Origin of the sequence: Campylobacter concisus (genome assembly GCF_003049705.1) — a bacterium.
Lineage (GTDB): Bacteria > Campylobacterota > Campylobacteria > Campylobacterales > Campylobacteraceae > Campylobacter_A > Campylobacter_A concisus_AR.
Genome location: NZ_PIRF01000001.1, coordinates 99,695 through 114,637 on the forward strand (window position 1 = coordinate 99,695; position 14,943 = coordinate 114,637).

General features: G+C 34.6%; 18 protein-coding genes. 14 read left to right on the plus strand and 4 right to left on the minus strand.

The annotated features are described in order from the left end of the window. Positions 1 to 131: 131 nt before the first annotated feature. Positions 132 to 2,015 (plus strand): putative bifunctional diguanylate cyclase/phosphodiesterase, encoded by a 1,884-nt coding sequence (locus CVT05_RS00510; protein WP_234400512.1) that lies wholly within the window; start codon positions 132 to 134, stop codon positions 2,013 to 2,015. Here CVT05_RS00510 and CVT05_RS00515 read toward each other — a convergent pair. After that, positions 2,008 to 2,547, minus strand: a complete 540-nt coding sequence (locus tag CVT05_RS00515) for a hypothetical protein (protein ID WP_107697436.1) — start codon at positions 2,545 to 2,547, stop codon at positions 2,008 to 2,010. The genes CVT05_RS00510 and CVT05_RS00515 overlap by 8 nt on opposite strands. Positions 2,548 to 2,937: 390 nt before the next feature. Further along, positions 2,938 to 3,171 carry a hypothetical protein gene (locus CVT05_RS09395; RefSeq protein WP_234400513.1) on the minus strand — a complete coding sequence of 78 codons (234 nt, stop codon included), beginning with the start codon at positions 3,169 to 3,171 and terminating at the stop codon, positions 2,938 to 2,940. A 106-nt stretch (positions 3,172 to 3,277) separates the two neighbouring features. On the opposite strand from CVT05_RS09395, the gene CVT05_RS00520 reads away from it, so the two are divergent. Beyond that, the gene (locus CVT05_RS00520; RefSeq protein WP_234400514.1) at positions 3,278 to 4,993 is read left to right on the plus strand and encodes a bifunctional diguanylate cyclase/phosphodiesterase; all 1,716 of its coding nucleotides are present in this window, start codon (positions 3,278 to 3,280) and stop codon (positions 4,991 to 4,993) included. Here the strand turns inward: CVT05_RS00520 and CVT05_RS00525 are convergent. Continuing rightward, on the minus strand, positions 4,990 to 5,178 hold the full coding sequence (locus CVT05_RS00525; RefSeq protein WP_107697438.1) for a hypothetical protein: 189 nt from the start codon (positions 5,176 to 5,178) through the stop codon (positions 4,990 to 4,992). The two genes, CVT05_RS00520 and CVT05_RS00525, sit on opposite strands and share 4 nt — an antisense overlap. A 129-nt stretch (positions 5,179 to 5,307) precedes the next feature. Here CVT05_RS00525 and CVT05_RS00530 point away from each other — a divergent pair, with 129 nt between their 5' ends. Both CVT05_RS00530 and CVT05_RS00535 read left to right on the plus strand, forming a co-directional pair. Continuing rightward, positions 5,308 to 6,003 (plus strand): dUTP diphosphatase, encoded by a 696-nt coding sequence (locus CVT05_RS00530; protein WP_107697439.1) that lies wholly within the window; start codon positions 5,308 to 5,310, stop codon positions 6,001 to 6,003. Continuing rightward, positions 6,000 to 6,740, plus strand: a complete 741-nt coding sequence (locus tag CVT05_RS00535; RefSeq protein ID WP_107697440.1) for an EI24 domain-containing protein — start codon at positions 6,000 to 6,002, stop codon at positions 6,738 to 6,740. The genes CVT05_RS00530 and CVT05_RS00535 overlap by 4 nt, the downstream gene beginning before the upstream one ends. 18 nt (positions 6,741 to 6,758) lie before the next feature. Here CVT05_RS00535 and CVT05_RS00540 read toward each other — a convergent pair whose 3' ends face one another. Continuing rightward, on the minus strand, positions 6,759 to 7,280 hold the full coding sequence (locus tag CVT05_RS00540; RefSeq protein WP_103593654.1) for an ATP/GTP-binding protein: 522 nt from the start codon (positions 7,278 to 7,280) through the stop codon (positions 6,759 to 6,761). Positions 7,281 to 7,364: 84 nt separating this feature from the next. Here CVT05_RS00540 and CVT05_RS00545 point away from each other — a divergent pair, with 84 nt between their 5' ends. The 10 genes from CVT05_RS00545 to pgeF all read left to right on the plus strand — a co-directional run bounded on the left by CVT05_RS00545 (position 7,365) and on the right by pgeF (position 14,939). Further along, positions 7,365 to 7,733 carry an L-arabinose ABC transporter gene (locus tag CVT05_RS00545; RefSeq protein ID WP_234400515.1) on the plus strand — a complete coding sequence of 123 codons (369 nt, stop codon included), beginning with the start codon at positions 7,365 to 7,367 and terminating at the stop codon, positions 7,731 to 7,733. After that, a complete protein-coding gene (locus CVT05_RS00550; protein WP_107697441.1) occupies positions 7,734 to 8,153 on the plus strand; it encodes a pyridoxamine 5'-phosphate oxidase family protein in 420 nt (139 codons plus the stop codon). A 58-nt stretch (positions 8,154 to 8,211) separates the two neighbouring features. Continuing rightward, entirely contained in the window at positions 8,212 to 8,955 is a 744-nt protein-coding gene (gene fabG / locus CVT05_RS00555) for a 3-oxoacyl-ACP reductase FabG (protein WP_072594528.1), read from the plus strand. 88 nt (positions 8,956 to 9,043) lie between these two features. Further along, on the plus strand, positions 9,044 to 9,277 hold the full coding sequence (acpP, locus tag CVT05_RS00560) for an acyl carrier protein (RefSeq protein WP_021091725.1): 234 nt from the start codon (positions 9,044 to 9,046) through the stop codon (positions 9,275 to 9,277). 33 nt (positions 9,278 to 9,310) lie between these two features. Next, a complete protein-coding gene (locus CVT05_RS00565) occupies positions 9,311 to 10,522 on the plus strand; it encodes a beta-ketoacyl-ACP synthase II (RefSeq protein WP_107697442.1) in 1,212 nt (403 codons plus the stop codon). Between the two features lies 1 nt (position 10,523). Then, positions 10,524 to 11,459 carry an acetyl-CoA carboxylase carboxyl transferase subunit alpha gene (accA, locus tag CVT05_RS00570; RefSeq protein ID WP_107697443.1) on the plus strand — a complete coding sequence of 312 codons (936 nt, stop codon included), beginning with the start codon at positions 10,524 to 10,526 and terminating at the stop codon, positions 11,457 to 11,459. A gap of 192 nt (positions 11,460 to 11,651) precedes the next feature. Further along, positions 11,652 to 12,506, plus strand: a complete 855-nt coding sequence (locus tag CVT05_RS00575) for a CbrC family protein (protein ID WP_107697444.1) — start codon at positions 11,652 to 11,654, stop codon at positions 12,504 to 12,506. 10 nt (positions 12,507 to 12,516) lie between these two features. Beyond that, positions 12,517 to 13,368, plus strand: a complete 852-nt coding sequence (locus tag CVT05_RS00580; RefSeq protein WP_107697445.1) for a YwqG family protein — start codon at positions 12,517 to 12,519, stop codon at positions 13,366 to 13,368. 215 nt (positions 13,369 to 13,583) lie between these two features. Beyond that, a complete protein-coding gene (locus tag CVT05_RS00585) occupies positions 13,584 to 14,198 on the plus strand; it encodes a riboflavin synthase (RefSeq protein WP_107697446.1) in 615 nt (204 codons plus the stop codon). Positions 14,199 to 14,207: 9 nt separating this feature from the next. Continuing rightward, positions 14,208 to 14,939: a peptidoglycan editing factor PgeF gene (gene pgeF / locus CVT05_RS00590; RefSeq protein WP_107697447.1), complete on the plus strand. Its 732-nt coding sequence runs from the start codon at positions 14,208 to 14,210 to the stop codon at positions 14,937 to 14,939. The last annotated feature ends 4 nt before the right edge of the window (positions 14,940 to 14,943 follow it).

Here is a 14,943-nt window from a genome sequence, read left to right on the forward strand (position 1 = left end):
TGGTCTCATATTTTATGTTTGCATTTTCTGCTTTTTATATTTTGATCAAAAATTTGAAAAATTTATTTTTAATGCAAGTATTTGTGGACTCAGTCTCTATTTCCGCAATATATTTTAGTTTTATGTGGTTTATGATTTTTAATAGAAATTTAACTCAAGTTTTAAGTCAAAAAGATTTTTTTAATCTAAGTTACATCGCCATAGATTTATTTATGTTTTGTACTTCATTTATTGCATTTTTTTCACTCAAATTTTCAAAAAGAAGACTATCTATACTTTTATGCTTGATAGCACTTATTGTAATAAGCACTTATGATGTTTTTACCACTACAATGGATTTTTGGATAGATGAAATATCCTTTTCTGGATACGACATTGTATTTAAGAGTTCATTTTTTATGTTGTTTGTTGCTGCGCTTCATTTAAGAGAGGGTGAGGCAAATCTAAAATTTAGGGCACTCAGAAACGATTTTGATAAAATTTTAATACAAAAGCTATTTGTTTTCGCCGTATTTTTGATGATTATGATCTTGTACTCTTGGAAGATAAATTTGACATGGTTATTTTCTATTTTAGTTACTTTGCTTGCATACGGGGCATTATCTTATACATTTTCTAATGTTAGAAAGATGGATATTTTAATTAAACGTGAAATACATATCAAAAAATTATTAAATAATCAGATAGAAAGTAAAGTAAAAGAGCTTGAAGAGACAAATAGGCACCTACAAAGGATCAGTAAATATGATTATCTAACAAATGCTCTAAATCGCCAGTATTTTATCGCAAGGCTTGAAGAGATGATAAAGTCAAAGGCGCTTGGCGAAAAGATAGATATTTATAATATTGATATAAACCATTTTAAGGCGATAAATGACTCGTACGGGCATTATATCGGCGATGATGTAATAGCAAAGTTTGCTTTAAATATTGAGTCAATATTGCCACCAAACGATTCCTTATTTGCAAGATCTGGCGGCGATGACTTTATTGTTGTTGTCAAGCAAAATGAAAATGTACATTGCAGGGAATTTTTACGCTATCTACTAAAAGCTATTTCAGAGCCAATAGTTATAGATGATTATAAAATTGTACTTGATGCAAAAATAGGGATTAGCTCGACACAAACTAGTGAAATTTTGGCTGATGATTTTATCATGCAATCAGAAGCAGCACTAGAAGCAGCAAAAAAAGACGCATCTGAAAAGTATGTTTTTTATAATGATATAAAAAGCATGATTCAGGATAGAAACTATATAGAAATATTGCTAAATAGCATAAGCTTTGATGAAGAATTTGAGCTAAAATTTCAGCCCCAATATCTAATAGAAGGTAAAAAAATAGTAGGAGCAGAGGCTCTTGTTAGGTGGAACTCTCCTATAAAAGGTCCGGTAGATCAATCAAAATTTATCCCAATAGCCGAACAAAGCTCGATTATCAATGCGATAGGAAAATGGGTGGCAAAAAATGCTATAAAACAAATGGCCTTTTGGAATGAAAAATATAATACAAACCTAAAAATAGGTATAAATATCTCACCAAAACAGATTGATAATATAAATTTTGCATCTAAATTTTTAAGCTATATAGATAGATACGGCATCGATCCATCTTGTGTAGATGTTGAGATCACTGAGGCTAGCCTCGTTAATGCAGAAGAGATGATGCAAAGTGCGTTATCCGAGCTTTCAAATAGAGGAATTTGCATCTCCATAGATGATTTTGGTACCGGTTTTTCATCGATGAATTACATCAAAAAATATCCTATGAGTCGTCTAAAGATCGCTAAAGAGCTGATAGATAATATTGCTAAAAATGATATAGATAAAGACGTAGTAAAAAGCGTTATAGCTTTGGCTAAAAATGTGGAGCTAAAGACTATTGCTGAAGGCGTCGAAGATGAAACCCAGCTTGAAATTTTAAGAGAGCTTGGATGCGATGAGGTGCAAGGGTATCTTTGGGGCAAGCCAATGAGTGCAGAGGATTTTGAAAAGCTTATAATAAGTGCTATTTAAGCACGCTCTTTGCGCTAAAATTTTCAAATTTCAAAATATCTTTATGGCAAAGTTTGGCCAGCTCATTTATCATTTTTGAACTAACTTCATCTTTTGGGATTATTAGATGAATTTTTTCTTCTAAAAAAATGATAAAAATATTTTTGAGTTTATAAATTTCACTAACTTCATTTAGGCCAAATTTTTCATTTTCTTTGGGTTCGTTTTCGTAATAAGCCAGAAATTTCTCATTTACTTCAAAATTCATTTGCTTTTGAACGTCTGAAATTTCAATTCTTTTTAATGCAGCTATGCGACTTCTTTTTAAAAAAATAGGATAAAAAATGATCCAAAATATAGCAAAAACAGCCCCAATAACAGTAAAAATTTTACTTTTTAATAGCATATCAGCAACAAAACCAGCTATGATGGCTTCAGTAAATATCATAAATGTGTTTATAAAATACTGCTTTCTTGCCGCCCTTGAGAAAAATAAGATAAAAGATTTATAATCTATTAAATTTTGTCCATTTATGACGATATTGCACTTCATAAGATACCTTTGTGAATTTTAAAATTTTTGGGAAATTATAACCAAAAGCAAAGTCAATTTTTGTATAATTTGGACTATTTCTTAGGAGAGGGACACTATTTTTTTAATATCAAAATCATCTATAACTGGTATGCGAAAATGGATTTTAATTGCAGTTGTAGTGCTATTCGTATTTGCACTATTAGCATCTTTACTAGACTATAATCTAATTGGAAAAATTTCTATTTTGCTTAGTTTCTTTATGATAACTTTTGGCATTTATACTTCAATGGATAAAGTAAAAACCAAAATAACGCATTGGCTTGCAATATGTTTTGGTGTTTTTTTATGGTCTATTTGCGATGCATTAATGGTGTTAAATCAAGATATACTATTGCGGACTCATAGTTCTTACGCGTATCTTGATGTATTTTTTATGTTGCCGATGATATCTATTTTAACTGGCGTTAGTATATTTTTGTATTCAAAATTTGTAGCCAGCCAAGAAAAACTAGCCATTGTTATGGATAGCATAAGTGTCTTTTTTTTAATAGTAATTTTAATATATGGTATTTTTGACGAAATAGATATTTCATCGATGATAAATAATGGATCAAATATCGTTTTTCTCTCTATTGTAGCCATAAATTTTCTTATACTTTTTATTACTTTAAGTGAGATTTTTACAAGTAGTTTGCTTCATATAAAAATTAGCGGCTTTTACCTTATATCGGCTAGCATTTTATTTACGATGCTAAATTTATTTATTTTTTATAGCCAGATCTCAAATGTAAATTTTGGCCATAAAATAGATTTTTTATATATCGTTCCTTTCTTTTTTTTGATGATAGGAGCTTTTCATTTAAAAGCTAAAAATGAATATGTTACAAATACCGATAAAGATATCTCAATAGGATCAAAATGGCTACCAATAATAATAGTTTTGCCTTTGCTGTTACAGGAAGATCTAACATCTTTTAGTGCACTTATCTCACTATTTATCTTGGTTGTAAATGCTATTGTTAATTACTACGTTAAAAGCTCTATTGCAAGTAGAAAAATATTAGATTATGAGAGAAATATTCATAGAGAGATGGAAAAGTCGATGCATGAGCGAACCAATGAACTTATGCTCGCAAATTTAAGACTTCAAGATATGTCCGAGAAAGACTATCTAACAGATCTTGGTAATAGAAATTTTATAGTAAATGAGCTTGAAATAATGTGCAAAAGTATCTCTGAAGATGAGGAAATCGTAGTTTATTATATAAATTTAAGCCGTTTTAAAAGCATAAATACATCTTACGGGCATGAAATAGGCGATAGAATTTTAAAGCTAGTTGCAAAAAGGATACTTGAAGTTTGCAATAGACAAGAGGCCATAGCAAGGATTAGCGCGGACGAATTTATCGTATTAGCAAAAATGGAGATAAATAGTCATACAAAACGCTTAAATCTTGGAATTGCCTTAAAAGATACTATTGAAAAGCCAATTCAAATAGATAGATATCACTTTGGACTTAAGTGTATAATAGGCATAGACGTAGCAACAAAAAATAGCACGGCAAATCCAAGAAATATTATAAAAAATGCAGATATGGCAATGTATTACGCCAAGAAAAATCCAGCTTTAAATCCTATGGTTTATAGCGATAAAATTAGCAATGAAATGCACCTAAGCTCAAGTATCGAGATCGCGCTTAAAAAAGCTAATTTGCAAGAAGACCTTCATGTATATTTTCAACCAATATTTGATCTAAAAATCGAAAAAATGATCTGCGCAGAGATTTTTTTATATTGGAAATCAAAAAAATTTGGCTTGATGGAAGCAAGCAAATTTATGAAAGAGGTCAATGTAAATAGTGATATTTTAAACGATATTTGCTCGCTTTTGGTTTCAAAGACCATAGAGTACGTAGATAGATGGCAAAAAGAAAAACTCTTGATACCAAAAATAAGTATAAATGTTGCACAGATTCAAAGTAAATCAGAAAAATTTGTTTTAGATTTTGTTTCTAGCTTACGCTCGCACCATATAAATCCAGGGCTTTTTGAAATAGAATTTGGCGAAGAAATATGGACAAATAATTCTAAGACGCTTGATAAAATTTTTTCTATTCTTAAAGAAAATAATATAGATGTTTGTATAGATAATTTTGGCTCTGGATATACTTCATTTATTTATATTAGAAAATACGGTGTTAAGCGTATAAAAATAGCAAGTGAATTTGTTGCTCAAGCATCAAATAGCAAAATAGACGCACAAATCGTATCTGCAATTATAGATTTAGCAAAGGCAATGAAGATAAAAGTTGACGCAAAAGGTGTAGAAAAAGAAGAAGATATTCATTTCTTAAAAGAGCTTGATTGTAATGAAGTGCAAGGACTTTTCTTATCTCGTCCTATGAGTGCAGAAGAATTTGAAGACCTTGTAAGACAAGATCCTCAAATGATAGCTAAAGCTTAAATTTCAGCCTTTATCTCTTCGTTTGATTTTACGACCATGCCTGAGCCATGGATCACGCTTGGAACACAACTGGTGCAGATATCAACTTCTTCACCATTTTTATGAGCGTGGATAAAAACTGCATTTGTATCATCACTGCTTTTTAGTTCGCAAACATTGCAAACAACTAGATCTTTTTCTCTCATCTTTTCTCCTTTGAAATTTTTGCCTATTTTAGCTCCTAAATTTTATACATAAAATGATTTAAGTCAAGCTTACCTCGTGGCATTTAATAATTTTTTGTTATAATCCTTTAAAATTTAAAAGGGTCTAAAATGAATGAAAGAACGATTATTTTAGAGATGTTAAAGATGCAGCAGAGCCTAAATGACGAGACAAATGGGCTTGGCTGGGAAAATGGTTATACTAATAAAAATAAACTAATCAGCTGGAAACGCTGCATTTATATGGAGTGTGCTGAACTCATAGATAGCTTTGCGTGGAAACACTGGAAGAGCATCGATGCAAAGACTGATGAGCAAAATTTACGCGTAGAAGTTGTTGATATCTGGCACTTTATAATGAGCCTAGCTTTGCAAATTTATAAATCAAAACAGCTTGGAGATATAGAAACTTTAGCCGATGATATTTGCCAATCAAGCGGATTTAGTGAGTTTTGCAAAGAGCCACTAAAGATCGAAGATGAGAGTATTTATGAGATCATGAATGACGTTGAGATGCTTATACATGAGTGTAGCGGGTTTGACTACGATATATTTGATATTTTAAAAATTTATTTCTCTATGTCTTTAAAATGTGGAGTAAATTTATACTCGCTTTACGAATGCTACATCGCTAAAAACGTGCTAAATCGCTTCCGTCAAAATAATGGCTACAAAGAAGGTAGCTATAAGAAAAATTGGAACGGACGCGAAGATAATGAAGTGATGAGTGAGATTTTGTCAAATGGCGTTAGCAAGATAGGTGAAATTTACGCAGCACTTGAGCACGAGTATAAAAAGGTGAAATGATAAACCTTCTTCGCCTTGGTTTTAAAGATTTTTTTACAGCCAAATTTATAGCGCTATCCATCTTGCCACTTTGCCTTAGTATTTTTAGTCTTGCGTGGCTTACGATCTGGGGCGGCGGTGAGATTTTTGATTTTTTAAGTGATAGTGCCAAAAATGAAAATTTTACCTTTTTAGAGCCAAACTCGGCGCTCTCTTTTATCGCTATTAAAATTTTAAGCTTTAGCGCCACAAAATGGATAGTTAGCATACTTTTTTATATTTTGAGCACCTTTTTAACGATCATCATTAGCATCGTGATCGCTCTAGTCGTAGCTGGCTTTTTAACGCCGGTTGTAGCCAAAGAGATAAACAAAAGGCACTACAACTACGTGCTTAAAAGCGAGGCTAGCACGGCTAGAGTGCTAAAGGTGATGATGATTGAGATTATGAAATTTCTTGGGATATTGCTCGTTTGCCTACCTCTTTTATTTGTACCAGTCTTAAATTTTTTCATCATCAACGTGCCATTTTTTTATATCTATTACAAACTTTTACTAATAGACGTTGGCTCAAATACTCTTGATAGTGATAAATTTGAGCTAGCACTACTTGAAGGTGGCGGGATAAAATTTATAATTTTTACACTTTTGTTTTATCTCATCTCGCTTGTGCCGCTTGTGGGACTATTTTTTCAGCTTTATTTTGTGATAGTCTTATCGCACCTCTTTTTTGAGAGAGAGGCGCTTATAAAAATTTAGAGCTAAAAGGCCCTAAATTTACGCATAGTAAGATACTTTGTTGCTCTCATCAAGCAATGTATCAAATAGCCTTTTTGTCGCACTTAGTAGATTTTTATTTGCGTCATTTTTAGCTAGAAGCTCGTCAAACATCTTTAGCATATTGTCATTTATGAAATTTTTATGATTTAGATCTTTTGCGTCAGGTAGCATTTGCTTGATCTTGTTTGAAAGATCACTTATGCTTTGGCTGCTGCCAGCGATCTTGTCGCCCTCTTTGACGTTTTTCATAAATTCATCAACTTGTGGGCGAATTTGCTTCATCGCTTCTTCGATCTCTTTCATATCTTGCTCGTCTATGCCGTTTCCTTTATATAAAAACTCATAGCCGTATTCGTGCGTGAGAGTAAGGCTTCTTTGGCTTGAAGTGCCATTTTTCTGGCTTGAAAACTCCAAGCTTTTGTTATCATACATCGAAAAGCTTATCTCATCGCCTGAGCTAGTTTTCATCGAAAAGCTCATGTTGTTGTAGCTTCCTTGAGAGTAAAAATTTGTTTGCATTTTTAAATCCTTTTGAGGCTAAATCGTCAAATTTTTAATTTCATAAAGCAAAATTTTGTAAAATGCGTCAAAAAAGGACGGGCGATGTGTTGTTTTGGGACTAGGATCTTTTTGCTTATGCTTATCACTGTTTTAAGCTTTGGCTTTGCTAGGCTCTACCCAGCTTTACCAGTTGTTGGCTATTATTTGATACTTGCAAATTTGCTTGCTATTTTGATGTTTTCACTATTTTTTAAAGGGCTTTTGCCAAGCTTTGTAAAGGTTAATGCGATCCACTATTTTTCGTTAATCGGCGGCTTTTTAGGAGCACTTTTAACGATGCTTGTTTTTAAAAAAGTTGCAAAAGATAAATTTACTCTAATAGAGCTTATTATTTTTACGCTTTGGATGCTAATAACCGCCATAGTCATTTTTAAATTTCAAACCATTCTTGACATTTTTAGAGGAATTTAGATGGATGAGAGGATAGTTAAATTTCTAAAAAAGATGCATCTTGCAAGTATTTGCGCCATCGATGATGATGGGCAGCCTTACGCTTTTAGTGCATTTTACGCCTTTGATGAGCTAAATTTTAGCCTTTTGTTAGCTAGCTCTGATGAGAGCTCACATGTTAAATTTTTAAAAAACTCAAAGCTTGTTGCTGGTACGGTCGCTCTTGATACAAAGATTGTTGGCAAGATAAAGGGCGTACAGTTTCAAGGAGTGATGAGAGAGGCTAGCGCAAGTGAGCGAGAAATTTACTTTAAAAGGTTTTTTTATGCAAAAGCAATGGATCCAAAGATTTGGTGCATAAATCTTGAAAAACTAAAATTTACAAGTAATGTTCTTGGTTTTGGCAAAAAGATAAAGTGGGAAAGAAGCGATAAAATTTAGACGTTAAGCTTATATAAGCTACAATCATTGAAAAATTAGAAAAAAATAAGGAGAATTTATGAAATTTAGCGGAAAAAACGTGCTAATAACAGGTGCAAGCAGAGGTATCGGTGCACAGATCGCAAAGACGCTTGCAAATATGGGCTTAAAGGTGTGGATAAACTACCGTTCAAAGCCTGAGATAGCAGACGCTTTGCAGGCTGAGATCGAGCAAAATGGTGGCAAGGCTGCGGTGATAAAATTTGACGCGACAGACGAAGATGAGTTTATAAAAGGTATAAATTTGATAGTCGATAGCGACGGCGAGCTAAGCTACCTTGTAAATAACGCTGGCATTACAAACGACAAGCTAGCACTTCGCATGAAAACTAGCGAATTTACAGATGTAATAAATGCAAATTTAACTTCAGCTTTCATAGGATGTAGAGAGGCTTTGAAAGTGATGAGCAAAAAGCGCTTTGGAGCGGTCGTAAACGTTGCATCTATCGTTGGTGAGATGGGAAATGCAGGACAGGTAAACTATTCAGCCAGCAAGGGCGGACTGATCGCTATGAGTAAGAGCTTTGCAAAAGAGGGTGCAAGCAGAAATATACGCTTTAATAGCGTAACTCCGGGCTTTATCGAGACTGATATGACGCATGGACTAAGTGATGAGGTGAAAAAAACTTATAGCGATAATATCCCGTTAAAACGTTTCGGCAGTGCTAGTGAAGTAGCTGAGGTAGTAGCGTTTTTACTAAGTGATCATGCAAGCTACGTAACTGGTGAGACGCTTAAAATAAATGGCGGACTTTATATGTAGGTAAATTTCAGACAAGTTTTGCAATTTAAAATAAATAAAAGCGTAAATATTATAAGATAACAGACATTTTTTATAAGGAGACCTTAAAATGGCAGTATTTGAAGACGTAAGAGACGTAGTTGTAGAGCAACTAAGTGTAGATCCACAAGCAGTAAAATTAGAGTCTAAAATCATTGAGGATTTAGGCGCTGATTCACTTGACGTTGTAGAGCTAGTTATGGCTTTAGAAGAGAAATTTGAAGTAGAAATTCCTGATAGCGAAGCAGAGAAATTAATAAGCATTCAAGACGTTGTTAATTATATAGAAAAACTAGGTAAATAATTAAATTTACACAGTTTGATTTAAGGAGATGTATTGAAACGAGTCGTTGTAACTGGTATAGGCATGATAAACGCACTTGGCCTTGACAAAGAGAGTTCTTTTAAGGCTATTTGCGAGGGTAAAACAGGTGTGAAAGAGATCACGAGCTTTGATGTAAGTGACTTTCCTGTTAAAATTGCTGCCGAGATAACTGATTTTGATCCAAATAGCATTTTAGACGGCAAAGAGGTGAAAAAAGTAGATCGTTTCATACAGCTTGGCATAAAAGCATCTAATGAAGCTATGGCTGATGCGAATTTTAAAGAGTTTGATGCTCATAAATTTGGCGTTAGCTCGGCAGCTGGCATAGGTGGTTTGCCAAATATTGAGAAAAACTCAATTACATACTTTGAAAAAGGCGTAAAGAGAATTTCGCCATTTTTTATTCCATCGGCACTTGTAAATATGCTAGGTGGCATAGTTTCTATAAATCACGGGCTTAAGGGTCCAAATTTATCTAGTGTAACGGCATGTGCAGCAAGCACTCATGCGATATCACAAGCTGCAAAATGCATTATGATTGGTCAAGCTACAAATATGCTAGTTATCGGCGCTGAGTCTACTATTTGTGGTGTAGGTATAGGTGGTTTTGCAGCAATGAAAGCTCTCTCAACTAGAAATGATGAGCCAAGTAAGGCATCAAGGCCATTTGATGCAAATCGTGATGGTTTTGTAATGGGTGAAGGAGCCGGTGCACTTGTGCTTGAAGAGTATGAGTCAGCTATTGCAAGAGGTGCTAAAATTTATGCTGAAGTAGTTGGATTTGGCGAGAGTGGAGATGCTCATCATATCACGTCACCAACACTTGAAGGCCCATTAAGTGCGATGAAACAAGCACTTGATATGGCAAAAGGTGTAAAGATAGATTATGTCAATGCGCACGGTACTTCAACGCCTGTAAATGATAAGAATGAAACTGCGGCATTAAAGGCAGTTTTTGGTGATAAATGTCCACCAGTTAGCTCAACAAAAGGTCAAACTGGACACTGTCTAGGTGGTGCTGGTGCGATTGAGGCTGTTATATCTATAATGGCAATGAGAGACTGTATTATCCCTCCAACAATAAACTACGAAACTCCTGATCCAGAGTGTGATCTAGACTACGTTCCAAATAAAGCTAGAAAAGCTGATATAAAAGCTGTTATGAGCAACTCATTTGGCTTTGGTGGCACGAATGGTGTCGTAATATTTAAAAAGTTGGATTAAGATGTCAAATTATTTAGATTTTGAAAAAAGCATAAAGCAAATTGATGAAGATATAGCAAATGCTAAGATCAGAGGCGATGAACATGCTGTTGAAATTTTAAATAAGAATTTATCCAAAGAGATATCAAAAGTATATAAAAATTTAAACGAATATCAACGTTTGCAACTTGCTCGTCATCCAGATAGACCATATTCTATTGATTATATTAATGCGTTTTTGATTGATGGATATGAGATTCATGGAGATAGAGCATTTAGAGATGATCCAGCAATAGTTTGCTACATCGGCTATATCGGAGGCAAAAAGACTATTGTTATAGGCGAGCAAAAGGGCCGTGGCACTAAAAATAAATTAAGAAGAAATTTTGGTATGCCTCACCCTGAGGGTTATCGAAAGGCTCTTAGAGTTGCAAAAATGGCTGAAAAATTTAATCTACCCATTTTATTTCTCATAGACACTCCAGGCGCATATCCAGGTGTTGGAGCTGAAGAGCGAGGACAAAGTGAAGCTATAGCTAGAAATTTATTCGAGTTTGCAAATTTAAAAACTCCAATAATTGCTGTTGTTATCGGCGAAGGTGGAAGTGGCGGTGCTTTAGCTATTGGTGTGGCTGATAGACTTGCCATGATGAAAAATTCTGTGTTTTCAGTTATATCACCAGAAGGCTGTGCAGCGATACTTTGGAATGACCCAGCTAAGCAAGAGCAAGCTACAAAATCTATGAAGATAACGGCTGATGACTTAAAAAATTTATCACTTATAGATGACGTGATAAACGAGCCGATAAATGGAGCTCATAGAGACAAAGAAGGTGCTGCAAAAGCACTTGCAAATTATTTTATCTCAGAGCTAGCTGAGCTTGAAAAGCTTGATATAAATGATCTTGTTTCAAAAAGAATAGAAAAAATTCTCTCTATCGGAGCATTTGAAGAATAAATTTATAGTCACAACAATTTTATAAGAATACTTATCAAATTTGTTTGTGGCATCATCTACTAAAATACTAAAACAATTTAAAAATCAATATAAATTTAATCGCTTTAACAGCCATAATTTTTATACTAGCTTTTATATCTTTAAGATTTAAACACTAAAATTGTTAATATCAAATCCACATAAAGAGTATTAATGAATAAATTTCAAGAAAAATATATCACTCTTTCAAAAGAATATTATAAAAATAATGGCAATGCTTCTAGCATTGAGGCACTCTACCAGTTTAAAGAAGAGTTGGAAAATTGTGATGACATTTGCGCAAAGTATGTTTTGGTCGATGTTTATCAGCTTTTATCTATGAGAAAGAGTGCTTACGACTTACTTTTAAAAATACATGACAAAAGTGATAAAAAGCAGCTAAAGACACTTGGCTATCTAGTGCAATTCATTGACGAAAATGATAGATGGGCACTACCTCGCCCAAAAAGTAGAGGTCAAATTTTAGCTCAAAAAGACAAAGCCATCACGTTACCAAAATTTATCTACCATCCTAATCCTTTAAGAACTGGCGCATTTAAAGATGATATGAACATAGTGTGTGAGTGTTGTGGCAAAGATACTGAAGTTTATTATAGCGGCAGCATTTATTGCGAGCAGGATATTTCGTATCTTTGTCCTACTTGCATTTCTAGTGGTAAGGCTGCTAAGAAATTTGACGCAACATTTGTGCAAGATGCTGACAAACTAACTACAAGTGATGCTAAAAGGGATGACGAACTTTTTAGAAGAACCCCGGGCTACGAGAGCTGGCAGGGCGAGCATTGGATAGTTTGTTATGATGATTATTGCGAATTTTTAGGTGACATTGGTACAAGAGAGCTTGAAGAAATGGGCATAGTAGACGAGGTCTTTGAGGACTATGCAAAAAGAGCCGAATATGACGATAAAATGCTACGCGAACATCTTGTTAAAGCTGGCGATATTGCCGGATATTTGTTTCGTTGTTTGCATTGTAAGAAGTATCATATATACGTTGATGCTTGTTAAAGAGGAAAATATGGATATTATAAAAATTTCTAAAGGTTGTAAAGAACGTGGGCTGGATGAACTTTTTAAACTTTTATCGCCACTGGCAAGAAATGCCATAAGGATAGATACGCAAGCTAAAAATAACGATGATATCGCCGTTGGAGCGTCTAAATTTGGCGGCTCACCAGATCTGCCAGATGGTTTATCATGGCCTTCAAATGAAAATGGCGCTTTGAGTTTTGTGGCACAGATAAATTTTGCTGAAGCTAGCAAATTTGACATTGACTCACTACTGCCAAAAAGCGGAATGCTCTATCTCTTTTATGATAGAAATTTGCGTGTTTGGGGCTATGATCCTACCGATAAAAACGGCTTTGCAGTGATCTTTTCTGATGTAAATCATGGGCCACTTTCTCGCAGGAGAGCGGAGAGCTTAGAGGGAGAAAATTTCACATTTAATGCGCGCTTGCTTAGCTTTGAAAATGAGATAAATTTGCCAAATTTACAAAGCTCAATTGTGCCATTTAGTAAAATTAGTGAAGCTGAGTGGGAGGCTTATCATGAGGTTATTGAGCCAAGCTGGCAGGCTAAAGAAAATAAGCTCCTTGGGCACTCTGATAATGTCCAAGATGGTATGGAGCTAGAGTGTGAGCTAGTTACAAATGGGCTTAGTTGCGGCGATAGTAGTGCTTATCACCACCCAAGAATAGCAGAATTTGAGAAAAATGTTGCCCAGTGGCAACTACTTTTACAGATAGATAGTGATGATGAGGGCGATATGGACTGGGACGGAGAGGGCAGAATTTATCTGTGGATAAAGAGGGATGATCTGGTAGCACGCGATTTTAGCAAGACGTGGCTAATTTTGCAAACAAGTTAAGGCTACCGAATTTATAAAAGATAAAAATTAAAATTTATAGGGAAATTTTATACTAGGGTTACACAATAAATTTTTACTAACATTTTTAGTGCGATTATCAAAATTTCACTTCCATTTCTACCACTAACTACTTAAATATATAAAATAATCAAAGATGGTAATGCCCAAATTTAGGCAAAATTTAGTAAAATCCTTAAAAATTTTAAAGGCAAAATATGTTTAATGGCTTGATCCGTGAAATCGCACAGGTTGTTAGTTATTCACAAAATATTTTAAGGCTAAAGACAAATTTTCGTCCAAATTTAGGCGATAGCATTGCTGTAAATGGTGCTTGCTTGAGTGTGATAAAACTACATGAAAATGGCTTTAGTGTGGAGCTAAGTGCAGAGAGTAGGGCAAATATCGCGGTTGAAAATTTAAAAGAAAGAGTGCATATCGAGCCAGCGATGAAGCTAGGAGACCGAATAGATGGGCATTTGATGCAAGGACATATCGATTTTATCGGTAAAATTTCAAATATCAAAAAGAATGAGAATGGGGTTGATTTTTACATCGACCTGCCGCATGAGGCTATGAGCTTGATGTCAAATAAAGGCTCAGTGGGTGTTGAGGGTGTGAGTCTAACTATAAATGAAATTTTGCCAAAGGGTATAAGGCTCACAATCATACCAATCACATTTAGAGATAGCCTTTTTAGCACTTTCAAGGTCGGCAGACGCGTAAATATCGAAAGTGATCTTTTGGCTCGATACGTAGCTAGGCAGCTTTTTTGCAAGCAAGATAGTGACCTTAGCTGGGATGATGTTGAGCGAATTTCTAGCCTTTATTAGGTGGATAAAATGCGTGAAAATTTAGAGATAGTCTTTGATAAAAATGGCGTATTAGCTGGCTTTACAAATAGATTTGGCGGTGTGAGTGAGGGTGCTTTTGAGAGCTTAAATTTAGCAGATCATGTTGGCGATGATCCGCTAAAGGTCGCACAAAATCGTGAAATTTTAGCGACGGCGCTTGGTATTATGCCTGTTAGTTTAAAATTTATGAACCAAATCCACTCAAATAGAGTGGAAATTTTGCAAGATTTTAACGATACTCTACCTCCATGCGATGGTGTGATAACATCATTAAAAGGCGTGGCGCTTTGCGTCTTAGTCGCTGACTGTGCGCCTGTTTTGATAATAGATGAACATCTTGACGTAGTCGCAGCTGTGCATGCGGGACGCGCAGGTGTTACTAGTAAAATTTGCACAAATGCAGTGGGGCTAATGACGAGTGAGTTTGGTTGCTGCGCTAGTAATTTACGCGTATTTATAGGCGCAAATATCAAAGTGCAAAACTACGAAGTAGGCAAGCTAGATCTTGGTGAATTTAACCGATACAAAAAAGATGGAAAATTTGATATAAACGCAGCTTTATTAGACGAATTTGCTAAGCTTGGAGTAGAGCAAATATGGCTAGATCCTCGCTGCACTTTTGAGAGAGATGAATTATTCTCATACCGCAAACAGAGTAGGACTGGACGTTTTTGCGGATTTGTGATGAATAGAGCTACATCAATAAATACTAAAAAATAAAAGC